Genomic DNA, 18,504 nt, shown 5'->3' with positions numbered 1-18,504 from the left:
ATTAAATATGCAATCAAATATGAAATTTATAAAATTAGTACTACTGTTTTGTCTTTTTTTAAACTTCACTTTTCTGGCGAATGCACAAACCCCTTCAATGATTAAGGGTGATGCTATTTACTTGAACCCTTATAAGGGTAACGATACTAATGCAGGAACAAAGGAAAATCCTCTAAAAACATTAAGTGAAGCATCAAGACGAGTAAATCAAGCAAGTGGAGAGGGTGCAATCACTGTTTACTTGTCATCAGGTGTCTATGGTATGAATGAAACGGCCGACTTCAATCCTGTAAATAAGAAGTTTTCTAAAGCCAACCGCCTTATTATTCGTGCTGAAATATTGCCTGATGATATAAGCTGGAAGCCTTCAGATATGCCCATATTAATCTCTACCATGCCTTTTTCAGTAGAAAAAAATGATAAAGGAGAAGTAACTGGCGGTCAAAATTTTGGTATTCTAATTCAAAACAGCCACATAACTATTCAAGGATTAAGGGTTTTAGGCGAACCAGTACATGAAAATCCATCTAAAGGCATACTAATTAGAAATTATCCAATCGTTTGGGAAGGAAAAAATTTGGAAGATTTTAGAATAACCCAATGTTTGTTTATTGGAGATAAAATAGCTATTCCCAATCATCTTGCAGTTTTAGCAAATGGAAAAGCTCTTGAAGTTGACCATTGTGTTTTTTATGGAGTTAAAGATGCTGTGGTGATGTGGAATAATCCAGGAACTGAGTCATCCATGCACCATAATCTTATTATTGATAGTTATGGAGGTATTGTTTGGACCTGGTCAGCTACCAGCGATTTCAAATTTTACAACAACGTTATCAGCAATGCCAATGTATTATGGATTTTAGACAAAGCTGAAAAAGAATCTTTTTTGATTGAAAATTCAATTATAGTAGGTTATAATTCTTATGTAAACAAAGGTGGTGGTCCACAGGGATTTGGCGAAAATGCAAATCCAGAAAAACTAAAAGCGGGCAAGGATGTAATCCTAAAAAAAGAAGGAAGATTAGAAATAATAGAGGATCAAACTGATACATTATATCTGCATATTAAACCAGGGACATTAGGCTCAAATTTGGGCGCAGGGTTGTTTGCTAAATAGTTAAATTAGGACATAATAGGGTACATATCAGGCTCCGTTTTGTTATTTGTGTCAAAGCTTAAATCAATAAAATGAAAAATTTAAAATACATTTTTGTTGTTTGTTTTTTAATTGGTTGTAAAAGTCTATCGGCTCAAAAAATCAATTTAAATAATAAGACGCTTGAGCCTAACCAAGTATCTATGTCTTTTGAAAATTTAGATAATAAAGAAGTACTGAAGGTGGTCAAAGATACTTTGGTGCAACTTGTAGACGAACCCACTTTTGTCAGAATAAAAGATTTGAATTTTAAAAATGGTAGTATCGAAGTCAAAGTTTTGAGCCGTTTATTAAAAAATGCACCCGCCTTTGCAAGAGGTTTCATTGGTATCTCTTTCAGAATTGACGATAAAAATACAAAATACGAATCCATTTATATACGCCCTACAAATGGTCGTGCTGATGACCAAGTAAGACGCAATCATAGCATTCAATATTATGCTTATCCCGATTTCAAATTCGATAAGCTAAGGCAAATAAGCCCTGAAAAGTACGAATCATACTCAGATATGGGCTTAAACGAATGGATTACAATGCGAATTGAAGTAAAAGGCAAAGAAGCCCAACTATTTTTAAATAACAGTAAATACCCAGTTTTGATTGTCAATGACTTGAAATTGGGCGAAAACACCGAAGGTGGTATTGGACTTTGGGTAGAAATTGGAACAGAAGGGTATTTTAGAGACTTGAAAATAACGAAACAATAAGTGATTTTTAACAATAGGATAAAACTATAAAACTAACTAAATATTTATGGAAAAAGCATATAGATTCTTACTTATAAGTTCTGCCGTTTTGGGGCTTTTAGCAATAGCCGTCTTTATTTTTGGAGGTGGATTATTGGCAACAGGTCCTTTTATTGTCAGCTCACTTATATGTTTAGCAATTGGAGGCCGAAACGTTTCAATTCTAAATCAAATGTCGTTTACGATTTGGGTAATAGCTGCAGTTTCAGTTGGTTTTTTTTATCCGCAATATTTTCAAAAAATTGGAGATTTTAAGTTCACGGGCTTTATTGTCCCGCTTATTCAGTTGATAATGTTTACGATGGGTACCGAAATGAGTCTGAAAGACTTTGAAGGTGTTATTAAAACGCCTAAGGCGGTTTTGATTGGTCTCGTTAGTCACTTCACTATTATGCCTTTAGTCGGTTTTACCTTGGCCAAAAGTTTTGGATTTCCACCCGAAATAGCTGCTGGTGTAATATTGATGGGTTCGGTACCAAGTGGAGTAACCTCAAATGTTTTAGCATTTATTGCCAAAGCCAATATGCCTTTGTCGGTTACTATTGCTGCGATTTCTACTCTTGTGGCACCGTTTATGACCCCCTTGTTAATGAAATTATTAGCAGGTCAATACGTCGCTATTGATTTACAGGCCATGATGCTGCATGTAGCTGAAATCATTATTTTACCAATACTATTGGGTTTAATAGTCAATAGATTTCTTAGAAAAGGTATAAAAAGGCTACAAACCTTATTACCTAAAATTTCAATGCTGGGTGTTTTGCTGATGATGATTGTTATTGTCTCATCGGGTAGAGATTCTTTATTAGAAATTGGGCCATTGTTATTTTTATCAGCAATGATTCACCATACAATAGGTTATTTATTAGGCTATTGGAGTGGGAGGTTTATGGGTTTGGACGAAGCATCATGCCGTACAATTTCCTTGGAAGTAGGTATGCAAAATGGAGGTCTTGCTTCTGGAATTGCCTTACAAATGGGAAAATTAGCAACTGTTGGTTTAGCATCAGTGATAGCTGTGCCTTGGATGACCATTTCAGGGTCAATGTTATCAAATTGGTGGCGAAATAGAATAACATCGGAAGAAGTCTAAAGTATCACTTTTTAATCTATGAAATGAAAATCTGTTTTTTTTAATAAAAATTGACATTTAATTATGAAATCAAAATTCCTATATATCATACCAATAGTACTTATTATTATTTTTAGTTTTAAGAAATATAATAAAGACAACGCATTAGATGAAAATCTACCGCAATTGGGCCAAAACTCCATAGATGAAATACTTCAAGCCCTAACAATTGAAGAAAAAGTAAATCTGGTTACTGGAATGGGAATGTTTATTCCAGGACTTCCTGCCGGGATGATACCTGAGATGGATTCGACTGATGCAGGTATTCCAGAAAAAATTTTAGGGTCGGCGGGACGAACACATGCTGTTCCACGTTTGGGAATACCATCGATTACTTTATCTGATGGTCCTGCTGGAGTACGAATTTCTCCCATTCGAGGAAAGGATTCAACCCGAACTTACTACGCAACTGCCTTTCCAATCGGGACTTTATTAGCTTCTACCTGGGATACTGATTTGGTTAAAATTATGGGGATAGCCATTGGTAATGAAGCTAAAGAATATGGCGTTGATGTTTTGCTGGGACCGGCCATGAATATTCATCGTAATTCTTTGGCAGGACGTAATTTTGAGTATTATTCGGAAGACCCATTGGTTTCTGGCAGTATGGCCGCTGCTATAGTCAATGGTGTACAAAGCAATGGAATTGGTACTTCAATCAAACATTTTGCAGCGAACAACCACGAGTTTAACAGATTCCGAATGAACGTGCATGTTAGCGAAAGAGCTTTGCGAGAAATTTATCTAAAAAACTTTCAAGTTGCCCTTCAAAAATCTGAACCTTGGACAATCATGTCTTCATACAACATGATTAATGGTACTTATACTTCTCAAAATAAACCTTTATTAAATACTTATTTAAGACAAGAATCCAAGTTCAAAGGCTTGGTTATGACCGATTGGTTTGCAGGTAAAAATGCCGTTGAACAAATGGAAGCAGGTAATGATCTTTTAATGCCAGGAACAAAGGCTCAAAAGATATCGATTATCGAAGCTGTAAAAACAGGTAAACTCCCAATGAAGCAGTTAGATGAGAATGTTAAACACGTATTAGAGCTTGTCTTAAAATCACCTACTTTCAAAGGTTATAAATATTCTGAAACACCAAATTTGAAACAACATGCTAAAATTTCTCGTCAAGTTGCGAGTGAAGGCATGGTTTTGTTAAAAAATGAAGGAGTTTTACCGATGACAACTGTAAAAAAAGTCGCTTTATTTGGGAATAATAGTTATGAATTAATTGCAGGAGGAACTGGTAGTGGTGATGTTAATAAAAGCTATATGATTTCGTTGGATAAAGGATTAGAAAATGCCAATTATACTGTTCACGCGAACTTGGCTGCAAGTTACAAACACTATTATAAAGAGGGTAAAGCCAAGTTGCCACCGCCTGCATCTCCTTTTCACCCTCATACTGTTGTTCCAGAAATGTATGTTGACGTTGCATTAGCTCAAAAAATGGCACTCGAAAATGATATTGCCGTATTTACAATTGGGAAGCATTCAGGTGAATTTGTAGATAGAACTTTAGATACAGATTTTAATCTAACCAGTTCAGAAAAAGTAACGTTTGAAACGGTTTCAAAAGCCTTTCAAGCGCAAGGTAAAAAAGTAGTTGTGGTCTTGAATATTGGAGGGGTGCTAGAAACTGCCAGTTGGAATGATAAAGCGGATGCCATTTTGTTAGCTTGGCAAGGAGGTTTAGAAAGTGGGAATGCTATTGCTGATATATTGAAAGGGAATGTCAATCCTTCAGGAAAGTTGGCAACGACTTTTCCTGTCGCCTATACAGATGAGCCTTCCAGTAAAAATTATCCAGGTATGGTTACTGAAGTAATATCTAATAAAATGTTATTGGCGGATACTGATGCTGCAGAAGTTACTTATGAAGAAGGTATTTATGTTGGCTATCGTTATTTCAATACTTTCAACGTTAAGCCTTCTTATGCTTTTGGATATGGTCTATCTTATACCACATTTATATATGATAATTTAAAATTGAGCAGTAAAGCATTTAAGGATAACCTTAAAGTTACGATTACAGTGACCAATAGCGGCAAAGTGGCAGGAAAAGAAATCGTACAACTGTATTTATCAGCTCCAAGTAGTCAATTAAATAAGCCTGAAAGTGAATTAAAAGCTTTCGGAAAAACAAAATTGTTGCAGCCTAATGAATCTCAAACTTTAACTTTTTATATTTCGACAGCTGATTTAGCATCTTTCAATCCTGCAAAATCTGCTTGGATAGCTGATGCGGGAAGGTACACTATCAAAATAGGAAGTTCGTCACTAAATATTAAAAATAAAGCCTTTTTCACGTTGCAAAAATCACAACAGTTGTCGAAAACACCTAAGATTTTGTTACCTCAAAAAGGAATCAAAGAATTGAGTAAATAGTAATGCTGAATCAATCATAATTCAATATCATGGAAATAACTAAAATAGCAATTATCGGAGCAGGTAATATGGGGCATCAGATTGCATTATGTGCAGCTATGTCTGGATTTCAAGTAAAATGTACAGATACCAATCCTGATATATTGGCAAAAGCAATTGCGTTCGCAGATAATTATTTGAAAGAAAGGGTAATTAAAGGAAAGTTAAGCGAAGAAGCAGCCAGCCAAGCCCTAGAAAACCTTGCTTTCGTCCCAACAATTGAAGAAGCGGTCGTTGAAGCGGATCTTGTAATTGAAGCCATTATTGAGAAATTAGAAGTAAAACGAAAACTCTTTGCCAACTTAGATAAAATTTGTCCTGCTCATACAATTTTGGCTACGAATAGCTCTTACATTGTAAGTTCCAAAATTGCCGATGCAACCAATCGACCTGAGAAAGTGTGTAATATGCACTTTTTTAATCCTGCCTTGGTGATGAAATTGGTTGAAGTGGTACAAGGTCTGCACGTTTCAGAAGAAACGGTTGATTCAGTAATGAATGCTGCAAAGAAAATGAATAAAACACCTGTTTTACTTCACAAAGAGATATATGGTTTTCTGGTTAACCGTCTCTTGCAAGCCACAAGACAAGAAGCTCTAAAACTATTGGATATGGGTGTTGCAAGTTTTGAAGATATAGACACAGCGGCCATGAACGGATTGGGCTATCCTATGGGACCTTTTCAGTTATTAGACCTTACTGGGGTAGATTTAGCCTATCATGTAGGAATGGAAAAATACAAGGAAAGTGGCGACCCTGCCGACAGACCTTCTCCTACTGTAGTTGAGAAGTTTACTAAAGGAGAATGGGGGAAAAAAGTAGGTAAAGGGTTTTATGATTATGAGCAATAGAAAAATCACAGAAATAAATAAAATTATGAAAAATAGCCACATAGTATTCCTGTTATGCTTTTCGTTTTTTGCAAAAGCTCAAAATTCAATTGCCACTGTTGATAGCGTTGCTATTAAAAGCCTGTCAATGAGCAAAACTTTTAATGCAGCTGTGGTACTACCTTCTTCGTATGCAAAGAGCAAGGCGTCTTACCCAGTATTGTATTTATTACATGGCGGTGCAGGTCATTTTAGAGACTGGCTAAAACTCACTCCAGACAAGATGTTAGTAAAAAACCTAGCAAATCAATATAATATTATCATTGTAATGCCCGAGGGAGAAGCCTTTAGTTGGTATATGGATAGCCCCTACGATAAGGCGAGTCAATTTGAAACGCACATTATCAAAGAGGTAATCCCTAAAATTGATAATACGTATCGCACTGTAAAAAACAAAAAAGGAAGGGCAATAACGGGGCTGTCAATGGGTGGTCATGGCGCACTATATCTTTCTGCACGTAATCCGGATACGTTTTGTGCCGCAAGTAGTATGTTTGGGGCTATGGATATGAATTTTGCAAATTCAAAAATGGATGCTGAAGGATTAAAGTCTGTAAATGAGCGTTTCCAAAAGCTTCTGGGAACTTTTGACCCGAACAGCGAAGTTTTTGTTAAAAACTCTATTATGAATATGATAGATACCATTAAAAAAAATGGTTTGTCAATCCTAATAGATTGCGGCGTTGATGATTTTTTAGTAAAGCAAAATAGGGAATTGCATCAACGATTGGTATACAACAGCACTCCTCACGATTATATAGAAAGACCTGGAGGGCATTCATGGGATTATGCTCAGAACGCATTACCCTATCATTTATTGTTTTTTCAAAAAGTATTTAAAAGTAATGCTGTAACAGCAGAGTAAATTGAATTAGGAGATTCTTCATTATATGTTATTAGTCGATACTTTAGTTTTTTTTCAAAATATTAAAAATAGTTTTTAATCATTAAAATAGCTCGTTGTGTACACAAAATTATTATTGTTATTGGCCATTTTACCGGTATTCTCGTGCCTTTACGGACAACAAAATTTAAGCAGTAATTTTCAAGCTGGTAATGGGGTTTATAAAACGCCAGAACGAGTAGGATACACTAATAGCAACTTTGTTGACAAAAAAGCAACTGATACAATTAAAAACAACAGCAGGAAAGAAAAATTAAAAGACCGACTGAATAATGGGGAAGTTTTAAAAGGTGCAGTAATCAACATCGCTCATCCTACAATGGTAGAAGTAGTTTGTGAAGCAGGGGCTGATTTCCTTTTCTTGGATTTCGAACATGGTTTACGCGACTACAACGATATTGGTCAAGCTATTATTGCTGCTGAACTTCATAAAGTTCCTACTCTTGTCCGTCTTGGAGAACGTTCCGCAAATCTTGTAGAACGTATGCTCGATGCAGGAGCAACTGGTTTTTTATTCCCACAAGTTGAGACTGCCGAAGAAGCTGCCGAATTGGTTTCTTGGTGTCGATACAAACCGCTTGGTGTTCGAGGTTCAGGCTTTGCAAGAGCTTCTATTAGTTATAGCGGTAATGAATATGAACGTCGTCAGCAAGCGAACAAAGATGTAGTTTGCATTATGATAGTCGAAAGCCTAAAAGGAAAAGAAAATTTATCCAAAATATTGGCAGTTGAAGGTGTCACAGGTGTTGCTATTGGTCCGGGTGATATTTCGATGGAACTTGGTGTTAGCAATTGGAAGGATCCAAAGGTTGTACAGGTTTTAGACGAAATGGCTGCAGTAGTCAAATCGTTCCCAAATCGAGCATTTCTTCGTCTTACACTTACACCAGATGAAGCCGTAAAAAATGTAGCTTCGGGAGCCAATATGATTCTGCTGACACATGATTGGCAACTCATCAAAGGAATGTATTCTGGGCTTTTCAAAGATATAACCAACAAAATTAATCAAGCAGCTAAAAAATAGACTTATTTGTATTCAATATCCATACTATACTTATAAGTCTGATTTACATGATTTTTTATTTTGACATTATTCCTTTTTGGTAGTAGTAAAAAAGGATTTGAGGATTTTTTTTCGGGGCAATTTCTATGAAACATACGATTTGTCCTGTTTTTGATTTAAAAGAACAATTTTTTACATTAAATAATTTCAATATTTGCATATCAATATTAAAAATTACCCTTGTCCGACTTGGAGAACGTTCCTTAAATCTGACAGAGCTAATACTCGGTGCCAGTGGCTTTTTATTCCCTCAAGTAGAAACACCCGAAGAGCTGCCGAATTGGTTTTTTGGTATCGAAACAAACCGCTTGGTGTTCGAGGTTCAGGCTTTGCAAGAGCTTCTATTAGTTTTAGCGGTAATGAATATGAACGTCGTCAGCAAGCAAGCAAGATGTAGTTTGCATTATGATAGTCGAAAGCCTAAAAGGAAAAGAAAATTTATCAAAAATATTGGCAGTTGAAGGTGTCACAGGTGTTGCTATCGGCCCAGGTGATATTTCGATGGAACTTAGGGTAAGCGATTGGAAACACCCGAAGGTGGTACAGGTATTAGACGAGATGGCTGCTGTGGTTAAATCGTTCCCCAATAAAGCATTTCTTCGTCTTGCACTTACACCAGATGAAGCTACAAAAAATGTAGATGCGGGTGCCAATATGATTTTGCTGACACATGATTGGCAACTTATCAAAGGAATGTATTCGGGGCTTTTCAAGGATATTACGAACAAGATTAATCAAGCTGCTAAAAAATAGGAATCGAAAGGTTTTTATAATTTAAACCCGATTTAAAGATGCTTTTAAAACACAAGATTATGAAAAATAACCTTCTACTAATCCTTTTATTTTTTACGGTTTTTGTAACTGCTCAAAACCCAATCGTAGGGACAGTTAATGGAAAAATTCAAGGTACAGTCACTTCGGATAAAACAGTTCGTGTTTTTAAAGGTATTCCTTTTGCTGCCGCACCAATTGGTGATTTACGATGGAAAGCGCCGCAAGCTGTTCAAAACTGGAAGGGCATAAAACAATGTAAAGCTTTTTCGGCAAGTCCTATGCAAAACAAACCGCAACCATTCTTTTGTTGGACGGAGGAGTTTCTTGCTCAACCCGAACCTATCAATGAAGATTGTTTGTATCTAAATGTTTGGACTACTGCAAAAGCTAAATCCAAAAAACAACCCGTTTTTTTATGGATTTATGGCGGTGGGCTAAATAGTGGCTCGGCAAATTGTGCTATTTATGATGGCGAAGAAATGGCAAAAAAAGGAGTAATTTTCGTTAGTATTAACTATCGAGTTGGAGTTTTTGGCTTTATGGCACATCCAGAGTTGAGCAAAGAGTCCGGTCATCAGGCTTCGGGTAACTATGGTTTTTTAGACCAAATAGCCGCATTAAAGTGGGTTCAAAAAAACATTGCTGCCTTTGGTGGTGATCCTAACAATGTTACTATTGCTGGTCAATCTGCAGGAGCGTTTAGCGTAACCGCTTTGATTGCCTCGCCGTTGGCAAAAGGTTTATTTCACAAAGCCATTGCACAAAGTGGTGGTTTGTTTTCCAATATGCTCAGCCAAAATTTAGAAAAATCCGAAGAGCAAGGTATTGTTTTTATGAAAAAAGCAAACACAAATTCATTAGCTGAATTGCGAAAAAAATCAGCTGAAGAATTGCAAATGCTGAGTAATAATCCAGAAGTAGGCCGATTTGGAACAACGATGGACGGCTATGTTTTACCCGTTAATTTGTTAGAACATTTCAAAAATGGCTTGCACAATCAAACACCTATTTTAACAGGTTGGGTAACTGGCGATGGCAGTTTTATGGGAGATGCTACTATGACCGTTGACGATTATAAAAAAGAAGCCCAAGCAAAATATGGCGATAAAGCCGATGCGTATTTAAGTATTTTTCCCGCAGCTACAGCAGAGGAGGTTAAAACAGTTAATCAAAAATTGACATTATTAGGATTTGCAGGTGAGCCTGCGCATTTACTGGCAAGTTTTAACACTAAAGCAAGTTACATCTATCAATTTGGTCATGTTGCACCAGATAAGCCAAATTTTCCCAATTATGGAGCTTTTCACACTTCGGAAGTCCCGTATGTACTTCATAATTTGCATACTTGGAATCGTCCTTGGCAGCCATTAGACAAAGAATTAGAAACTATTTTTTCTTCTTATTGGGTCAATTTTGCAAAAACGGGTAATCCAAATGGGCACAATTTGCCTGAATGGAAAAGTTATAACATACAGTCAGGTGCTATCATGGTAGTAGGCGATAAAATGGAATCTAAGTCCGGATTTTTGAAAAAAGAATTTGATTTTTTAGATAAGAATTATTAAACCAATCAAAACAACTTCATTCACTTTTAAAACAATATCAATATGTATTCAAAATTAGTAACCGCTTTCATTTTTCTGTTTTTCATGTCAAATGTTCAGGCACAGCAAAAAAAATTAATAAGAGCTTTTCAACCCGCTAATGTGGTGAATACAATACCTTATGGGAATAACCCTAAAGCAGGACATTATGTACAAGCGAATGATGCGAAAATTTATTATGAAGTCTATGGTAAAGGTCAACCAATAGTGTTGATGCATGGCGGATTATTTGGCTCAACTGTTGAGTTTTCAGATTTTATCAATAATTTCAAGAAAAGGTATCAAGTAATCGCTATTTCTACTCGTGGTCACGGTAAATCTGAATTAGGTACTGAGCCACTTACCCTAGAGCAACGTGCCAACGATGCGATGGCGGTTATTAATGCGGTAACTAAAGACAGTGTTATTGTACTTGGCTTTAGTGATGGAGGTTATTCGGCCTATAAATTAGGTGCAATGTATCCAGAAAGAGTCAAAAAAATGATTGTAATGGGTGCTGGGGAAGTACGTCCAGGATTAAGGGAATTTAAATTTACAGCAAAACAAGCACAGGAAATGGATAAACCTTTCTGGGAGCAGCAATTGAAATTAATGCCTGAATCTAATAGAATAGAAGATCTATTTACACAAGTGGCAAATTGTTATAATAATGTTACAGTAAGTAAAGACTTATTGAGTGCAATAAAATGTCCTGTTTTAGTAATGGCGGGAGATCGAGATGGAGGTAATCCTGTTGAACGTGTAGTAAGTGCTGCAAGATTTATCCCAAAATCTCAAATCGCAATCATTCCTAATGCAGGGCATGGTTGTTTCTTGGAAAATTTTGATGCAACTTGGGCATGTATTGTTCCATTTTTGAAATAGTAATCCGTTAAATATAAAGGGGAAACTAATTTTATGGAGTACCCTTAATTCACTTCAAATGGTGAAATAAAAGCACCAACAAACCATTTTAAAAACCTATCCCTAAATTCTCTGGGGACATATAACCTTTCGAATTTATTCGAATAGGTGCTAAACTTATGCCTTTTTTCTGGAGAATCAGCTAGAAAATTGACTAAATAAAATTTGTAAATCATAATTAAAACCAAATATTAACTAAATTAAAAACCAAATGAAAAAATTATCATTTAATGATAAACTAGGCACTTTTTGGCTGCTATGTTTATTTATCCTTTCAAGTGCAGCTTATGCACAAAATACAGGAAGTATTTCGGGCTTCGTAAAAGACAAAAACGGTACGCCAATTTCAGGAGCTATTATTAAACTATCATCTGCTAATGGCACTGATAGAAGTACAAAGGCTGATTCCTTGTCCTATTATAATTTTAAAAATTTAGCAAACGGTAAATACAAACTTCTTTTTACTATGCTAGGGCATTTACCTTCTACTGTCCAAGTTAATGTAGAAAGCAATCAAGTCGAGGTTAATGGACAATTGGTCGAAGATCCTATGCAATTAGATGCTGTAGTAGTTACAGGAGGTAGCCCAAAGAAAAAAATTGAATCAAGTGTTGCTATTACTACAATGGCAGCAAAAGATATTCAACAAAGAGCTCCGCTTAATAATATCGATTTATTGAAAGCAATTCCAGGTCTTACTGTAGAAAGTAGCGGTGGTGATGGTCCCGGAAATGTATGGGTTCGTGGATTTCCACAAGGAGGAGGCTATATATATTTAGGGATTTTAGAAGATGGACTTCCTGTTTTACCTACTGGATATAGCACAATTCCTTCGGCTGATCAATACTATAAGTCAGATCTTACCACTAAAAACGTTGAAGCCATCCGTGGTGGTAATGCATCGATAATTTTAGCGAACACTCCTGGTGCCGTAATAAATAACATTAGCTATGTAGGGGCAGCTAAAAGCTATGGGGAATTCAAAGTAACATCTGGTCTTTCTCAGGGCCTATACAGAGTAGATGGGAATACAGGGGGATCTTTTAGCGATAATATAAAATACAATATTGGGGGATTTTATCGTACCGATAAAGGAATTGTACCTCCTCCTTACACAGCAGGTCAAGGTGGTCAATTAAAAGCAAATGTAACCTATCATTTCAAAAACAATAAAGGATACTTTCGCCTTTTAGGAAAATATATTGATGACAAAGTATATTGGCGTCTACCTAGTTATTATTCTTATGATGGATCAGGTAAACCAAAAGCATTATCAAACTATGACATTTTCACACAATCTATGGAAATGATTGATTCAAAATGGGATTATACCGATGGATCTGGAAAGACAACTAATTATGATCTTGGAAATATTTTGCACACCAAATTGGGTGCAGTAGGATTTCAATTTAATTACAAAACTGACAATGATTGGCAGATAACAAATAATTTTCGTTACCAAACCAACAATACTAGTTTTAACTCAACACTCCCATTAGGAACACAGCAATACGTTCCTGGAGTTGATTATACTTATTTAGACGGAAGTCCTGCTGTATATTCACCAAACGATTATAATGTGTTTGCAGTAGCACTATTGCAGCAGAATAAAGATACACAAGTTATGGATTTTCTTGATTTTAAAAAGAAAGTAAACAAACATAGTCTTGGTATGGGTGTATCGCTACACCAATTTAATGTAAATAACGAACCTAATGATGCTTTTGTATACTTCCAAGAATTGAAAGAAAATCCCCGTCGTTTACTTATTCCAGCGTTCGGAATTGGAGGAAATGGTATGCTACCCGCTTCAAGTTCTATCGCTATAGCTAATACTCGCATTTTATCCAGTTATATAAATGATGAAATTGCGTTAAGTGATAAATACAGACTTGATTTAGGTTTGCGTCTAGATAATCAAAGTATTGATGGAAAAAGGCCTTATTATGGGGTTAATGCAGATGGTACGCCAAATTTTCAGGCTCCAGCTTCTATGGATATCGCTGGTAGAATGGATTATTCAGTTTCTAAAACCAATTGGGCATTTTCTGCAGGACTTAATGATAAAATAAGTGAAAATGCTGCTATGTTTGCTAGACTTACACGAGCATACAATACTCCAACATTTAATGATTACGGTGCGCAAACATATAATGAATCATCTATCAAGAGACGTCCGGTATATTTAGCGGAGTTAGGATATAAATATGCTAACAATGGTTGGTCATTGTTTAGTTCAGTTAGTTATTCTGCTATCAAAAATGTATCTTTAAGTATCCTCGTACCTACAAGTGTTGGAATACAACCATTGTTAGCTTTTGGTTCTACAAGAACAATAAGTGCAGAATATGAGGTAGCTTATAAAGTGTCCAATAACTTAGGTCTAAGACTTACAGGAACATTGCAAGACGCAAAATATACGGATTATGAAGCATCTACTAATACCAATCCTATAGTATTAGCACAAATGGGAGATAAAAAGTATACTTTTACTGGAAATAGAGCAGAAAGAGTTCCTGTTTTAAGTACGGAACTATCTGCAAACTATGATTACAAAAGATTCAATACCAATTGGGGGATTATCTATACAGGAAGTCGTTATACTTCTCCATCTAATAGCTATGAATTACCAGGATATGTCACTATGAGAGCCAGTGTAGGGTACAAAATAACAAAGGCAATTGAAGCTAAATTTTGGGTTGATAATTTAACAAATACTAGAGCTCTTACCGAAGGAGATACTAGAGGGGATCAATTTAGAGACTTTTCAACAGTAACCCCAGGAACTCTTATGATTGGTAGAACAATTTTACCTCGCAGTTTTTGGGCTTCGTTATCTTACAGTTTTAAATAAAATATATTAATGATTAATCAATACAACTACTCTATTGATTTGCGGATTACAACCTTAGCAATATCATAATTATTGATTAATTGTTGTTAAAAAAGTATTGAAACAGAATTTAAAAGAAACCGTCTCAAATTTAGTTATGAGACGGCTTCTTTAGTTTTTAGTGTTTTTATCGAATCTTTTGTTCTTGCCTAACCTAATTATTTTACTATTTCAAAACGAAGCAAAAGTCAACTATTTTATCAGTTAATTTAAAAATTAAAATTGACTATAAAATTGATAGTACTCATGTTTGTTTTGTTGAAAATATAATTTTTGTTGCCGTAAGTTTCACCCACATTGAATTTGTGTACATACAATAGTTGCGCATCAAAACCTTTTAAGAATCTTTGAAATTCATATCGAATGTCAGCATTAGTCTGCACATAGGAAGGTAATCCATATTTATTCAATTCAAAGTTTTTCACATCTGGCAAATCAAAATAGCCCACAGCCAGTTGCCATTTGAATGCTTTTTTAGGATGTGTATATTGTATTTTGGTCATCAGCGCATTTACGTCACCAAAACCTTCATTACGTTCCCTTGGCATAAACGTGTAAAACGGATCTCGTCCCCATTCTCGGGGCATTAAATACTTTCCTTTGGCTGTTATTCGGTTGTAATTTAAAGTCAATTCGAGCGTTTTATTTTTCCAACCGAGCCTTCCTCCAAAAGTTTGTGAGTTGCCATTTTTTTGAAAATATGTTTTGCTTTGATCTTCATTTCCTCCAAAATTCAGCGCGTTTTGGTAAATGGTTTGAAACCCAAAAAGCAGTTTTGAGTTTGGATTTAAAGGGTAGTTATAGTCCATTTGGAATAATGCCGAATTAAATAAATTCTCCGCATATTGATTCCACAAAAGTGTTTTTAGATTCTGTATCGATTCATTTTGTATACCAAAAATATAAATACCGTTGCTGTCTAAATTCCCTGAATAATTGGATTTTGTTCCATCTTGATTCACTCCGGTTGGATAGATTCCTATTGATTCTCTCACTTCAAAATATTTTAGCGTGCTTCGTGGTGAGATTCCATACAGATAGCCCAAATTGATTTTAGTTTTTTTGATTTCATTAAAATCCACCCAAATTCCGTTTACTTCGGTAGGGCGCATTCTACCATCTTGAAGGTTTATAAATGAAGTATTCAGCAGTTGTTTTCCAATAGTTATATTCGAATTTTTGTAGTTGTATTTCAAGTACAATTCTTCTAATCGGCTTAAATTGTCTTTGTTTGATGGGTTTTGAATATCAAAAAGTGCTACTTCATATCGATTGGGTGCATTGGTAACAGGATCTTTTTCAGTAAAATCAGAAGAGCCAATATTAAAAATATAATAACCGCTGACGCCAAATTGAAAATTATGAAATTTAGCGGTTTCAAACTTTAAGCCTCCGCCAAGGGCATTCGCATAATAATCAGATAAGCCCTTTTCATTATTGGTATTCATGAAAAAATAGCGGAAATGTCCACTGAAATGTCCATTTTTGAAAGCATTTAAAATAGAGGTGGAATCAATTTTTTCGTTACTTTTTTCTTTCCAAACTGTTGGCTTCTCAGAAATTTCTTGATGTTGTGCTATTGTATTTATAGAAAAAAGGAGAGCGGTAAGTATATAAATTATAGTGGAAAACTTTTTCATTTTTGAACGTTTAGATTTGGTACAAAAATAATCCCATCGATATAAATGGGAAGTAACTTTTATCACAGTTACCTTAAAAAAATAAAGCCGAATGTTTTTATACATTCGACTTTATGAGTTTTTACTTTACGACTTAAAAATTATCTAAAAGTATAATCAACACCAGTAACTTGCGTTAAAAGGGTTTCTGGAGCATCCAGAATTATGGCGTTTTTTTCTGGTGTTGGTGTAACGGGAGAATTTAGTTTTAAGTATTCTCTCATTACCGTATGCAAGGTTGAAGTTGTATTTTTGGCATCCAAAACGCCTTTCATTCTGCAAAGCATATCCACAGGATCGCCATCACGTTCACATGCCATGATTGTATACAGTTTTTCAGGATCTATTGGGGTATTTTTTACGGTTATGCTTTGCACTCTTTTGTCCATTTCTGCAAAAGCATTAAAACGTACTTCCATTCCCTTGAATTTTACGACCCAACCGCCAAAACGTTTTGAAGCGTCTTGTGCAAAAACATTATTTAATTCTTTTTCCAACCAGTTTTTCAATTGCTTTCCGGTCACTTTTGCAGTTCTTACGGTGCTGTCCACGGGAAGCATATCAAAAATAAATCCGTTTGTGATGGGAATATTTCCCGTTTCATCCGGAGTTGTTTTTGGCGGACAGAAACGGAATCCATTAGAAAGATTGATGTCTATTTCAGGGAATTTCCAGTTTAGTGCATTCAAAATCATGGTGTCAATAGGATTTTCTACCACAAAATAGCGGTACAAAGGAATTGTGCTATAGCCAATAACCTGATTGATTTTTTCTTGATAAACCGATTCTTTCTCTTTTAATAATTTTTCAATTTTGGCATCGGGTTTTATTTTTGGAGAATCGACCTCAATTAATTCATAGTTGTCTTCAATGACTTTTCCGTTGAGGATGGTCAAATCTAATTTTCCAATAAACGAACCAAATGCTCCCGGTTCCACCACTTTTGAATAGTTACAAACAATAGGTTTGCGGACTCTTTCGTGCGTGTCGCCACCCAAAATATAGTTTACACCTTCACATTCCGGTCGGTTTGCCAATGCTATTTGCTGTGATAAACCCAGATGTGCAATTATAATTACATAACTGCATTGTTCCTGATTTCGTAACACATCGACATAATGAGCCAGATTTTCTTCAGGATTAGTATATAAAATTCCCTTGCTGTAATTTGGGCTTTGTCGCAACGGTACTAAAGGATCGGTGTACCCTAAAAAACCAATTTTTGCTCCGGCAATATTCCAAATCGTATATGGCTGAAAAATAAGTTCACCTCGTTTTCCTTCGCCTAAATCGTGGTACATATTAGTACAAATTTTTGGCGCATCAAGAGAACCCAATAATGTTTGCATTTTTCTTTTTCCGTAAATCACTTCCCAATTTCCCGGAAGATATAAGTCGTAATTCAGCGCGTTTAAAATGGGAACAAAAGCTTCACCGGTAGTTTCTACGCTTAATTCGCTACCTTGAAACATATCGCCCGTGTCAATGATATAGGTATTTGGGTTTTTCTTTTTTAATTGTTTCAGTAAGGTTGCCATATAGGCATAACCGCCTGTTTTTCTAAAAACAGCTTTCTCATTTTCCCAGAATAACTCATCATGCGGATGAATCTGACAATGCACATCGGTAGTTTGAAGAATGGAAATCGTTTGAGGTTTAGTCTCATCTATTGCTGCATCCAAGTTTATTTCTTCAGTCTGATTTGTATTTGCAATAGCAGAAATAGGCGAAATAATCGCAGCACCCAGACCTAATGTCCCCACTGATTTCAGAAAATCTCTTCGGTTATTGCTCATCGTTTTTAGGTTTGTTGGTTTAGTTTTTAGCAGTTTTTACAGAAAAACTACAGCCAAATTAATAGTGTAGGATTGTGCAAAATATAATTTACATTTTAATTTAGAATCCGCCCTTGATATAACTCCAGCCTTGCTCTTGTTTTTCAACAATTTCAGCAATACCAACCGGTACATATTCTACTTCTGGTATCAATTGATCTTTGGTTACTTTTTGACTCTTTAAGGTGTTTTCACACACTAAAAAACGAACTCCTTTGGCCCGAAGTGCTTTTATTACTTGTATTTGCTTTGATTTTCCTGACATTACAAATGGTAAACCCATACTGTGAATCACCACCTCGTATTTTGCATTTGGCCAATGCGTCGTTAGGTTTGTCAGCTGGTTTACTATTGCTTTTTGTTGTAAAGTATCAGCAGCATTGGTAAACTGAAAAACGATTTTGTGGTTGTTCGGCTTTTTTTGAGCCAATACACCAATTGAAATCATACTAAATACAAGAATAAATAAAAGCGTCCCGTTTTTCATAA

At 35.5% G+C, this 18,504-nt stretch carries 15 protein-coding genes; 12 read left to right on the top strand and 3 right to left on the bottom strand.

The features are described 5' to 3' along the window. Positions 1 to 19 precede the first annotated feature (19 nt). The 12 genes from ACM55F_RS03140 to ACM55F_RS03085 all read left to right on the top strand — a co-directional run bounded on the left by ACM55F_RS03140 (position 20) and on the right by ACM55F_RS03085 (position 14,462). The gene (locus ACM55F_RS03140) at positions 20 to 1,117 is read left to right on the top strand and encodes a hypothetical protein (RefSeq protein WP_416852245.1); all 1,098 of its coding nucleotides are present in this window, start codon (positions 20 to 22) and stop codon (positions 1,115 to 1,117) included. A gap of 71 nt (positions 1,118 to 1,188) precedes the next feature. After that, positions 1,189 to 1,863, top strand: coding sequence for a 3-keto-alpha-glucoside-1,2-lyase-like domain-containing protein (locus tag ACM55F_RS03135; protein WP_416852244.1), 675 nt, complete (start codon positions 1,189 to 1,191; stop codon positions 1,861 to 1,863). Between the two features lie 46 nt (positions 1,864 to 1,909). Further along, entirely contained in the window at positions 1,910 to 2,995 is a 1,086-nt protein-coding gene (locus ACM55F_RS03130) for a bile acid:sodium symporter family protein (protein ID WP_416852243.1), read from the top strand. Between the two features lie 63 nt (positions 2,996 to 3,058). Further along, positions 3,059 to 5,431: a beta-glucosidase gene (locus ACM55F_RS03125; RefSeq protein ID WP_416852242.1), complete on the top strand. Its 2,373-nt coding sequence runs from the start codon at positions 3,059 to 3,061 to the stop codon at positions 5,429 to 5,431. 29 nt (positions 5,432 to 5,460) lie between these two features. Continuing rightward, the gene (locus ACM55F_RS03120; protein ID WP_416852241.1) at positions 5,461 to 6,321 is read left to right on the top strand and encodes a 3-hydroxyacyl-CoA dehydrogenase family protein; all 861 of its coding nucleotides are present in this window, start codon (positions 5,461 to 5,463) and stop codon (positions 6,319 to 6,321) included. A 127-nt stretch (positions 6,322 to 6,448) separates the two neighbouring features. Continuing rightward, the gene (locus ACM55F_RS03115) at positions 6,449 to 7,225 is read left to right on the top strand and encodes an alpha/beta hydrolase (protein WP_416852240.1); all 777 of its coding nucleotides are present in this window, start codon (positions 6,449 to 6,451) and stop codon (positions 7,223 to 7,225) included. 97 nt (positions 7,226 to 7,322) lie between these two features. Further along, positions 7,323 to 8,288, top strand: coding sequence for an HpcH/HpaI aldolase family protein (locus ACM55F_RS03110; RefSeq protein WP_416852239.1), 966 nt, complete (start codon positions 7,323 to 7,325; stop codon positions 8,286 to 8,288). 193 nt (positions 8,289 to 8,481) lie between these two features. After that, positions 8,482 to 8,724, top strand: coding sequence for a hypothetical protein (locus ACM55F_RS03105; protein WP_416852238.1), 243 nt, complete (start codon positions 8,482 to 8,484; stop codon positions 8,722 to 8,724). An 8-nt stretch (positions 8,725 to 8,732) separates the two neighbouring features. Next, the gene (locus ACM55F_RS03100) at positions 8,733 to 9,080 is read left to right on the top strand and encodes an aldolase/citrate lyase family protein (protein WP_416852237.1); all 348 of its coding nucleotides are present in this window, start codon (positions 8,733 to 8,735) and stop codon (positions 9,078 to 9,080) included. 59 nt (positions 9,081 to 9,139) lie between these two features. Then, the gene (locus ACM55F_RS03095) at positions 9,140 to 10,666 is read left to right on the top strand and encodes a carboxylesterase/lipase family protein (protein WP_416852236.1); all 1,527 of its coding nucleotides are present in this window, start codon (positions 9,140 to 9,142) and stop codon (positions 10,664 to 10,666) included. 42 nt (positions 10,667 to 10,708) lie between these two features. Continuing rightward, positions 10,709 to 11,569 carry an alpha/beta fold hydrolase gene (locus tag ACM55F_RS03090; protein ID WP_416852235.1) on the top strand — a complete coding sequence of 287 codons (861 nt, stop codon included), beginning with the start codon at positions 10,709 to 10,711 and terminating at the stop codon, positions 11,567 to 11,569. A gap of 250 nt (positions 11,570 to 11,819) precedes the next feature. Then, positions 11,820 to 14,462: a TonB-dependent receptor gene (locus ACM55F_RS03085; RefSeq protein ID WP_416852234.1), complete on the top strand. Its 2,643-nt coding sequence runs from the start codon at positions 11,820 to 11,822 to the stop codon at positions 14,460 to 14,462. 248 nt (positions 14,463 to 14,710) lie between these two features. Here the strand turns inward: ACM55F_RS03085 and ACM55F_RS03080 are convergent, their stop codons facing one another. The 3 genes from ACM55F_RS03080 to ACM55F_RS03070 form a co-directional block, all read right to left on the bottom strand. Continuing rightward, positions 14,711 to 16,141, bottom strand: coding sequence for an OprD family outer membrane porin (locus tag ACM55F_RS03080; RefSeq protein ID WP_416852233.1), 1,431 nt, complete (start codon positions 16,139 to 16,141; stop codon positions 14,711 to 14,713). 140 nt (positions 16,142 to 16,281) lie between these two features. Then, positions 16,282 to 17,976, bottom strand: a complete 1,695-nt coding sequence (locus ACM55F_RS03075) for a bifunctional metallophosphatase/5'-nucleotidase (protein WP_416852232.1) — start codon at positions 17,974 to 17,976, stop codon at positions 16,282 to 16,284. A gap of 100 nt (positions 17,977 to 18,076) precedes the next feature. Beyond that, entirely contained in the window at positions 18,077 to 18,502 is a 426-nt protein-coding gene (locus ACM55F_RS03070; RefSeq protein ID WP_416852231.1) for a DsrE family protein, read from the bottom strand. Positions 18,503 to 18,504: the final 2 nt, after the last annotated feature.

Source organism: Flavobacterium melibiosi, from assembly GCF_048158545.1.
Taxonomy (GTDB): domain Bacteria; phylum Bacteroidota; class Bacteroidia; order Flavobacteriales; family Flavobacteriaceae; genus Flavobacterium; species Flavobacterium melibiosi.
The sequence above is the reverse complement of the archived record's forward strand: the minus strand, read 5'-3'. Positions and strand labels throughout refer to the sequence as shown.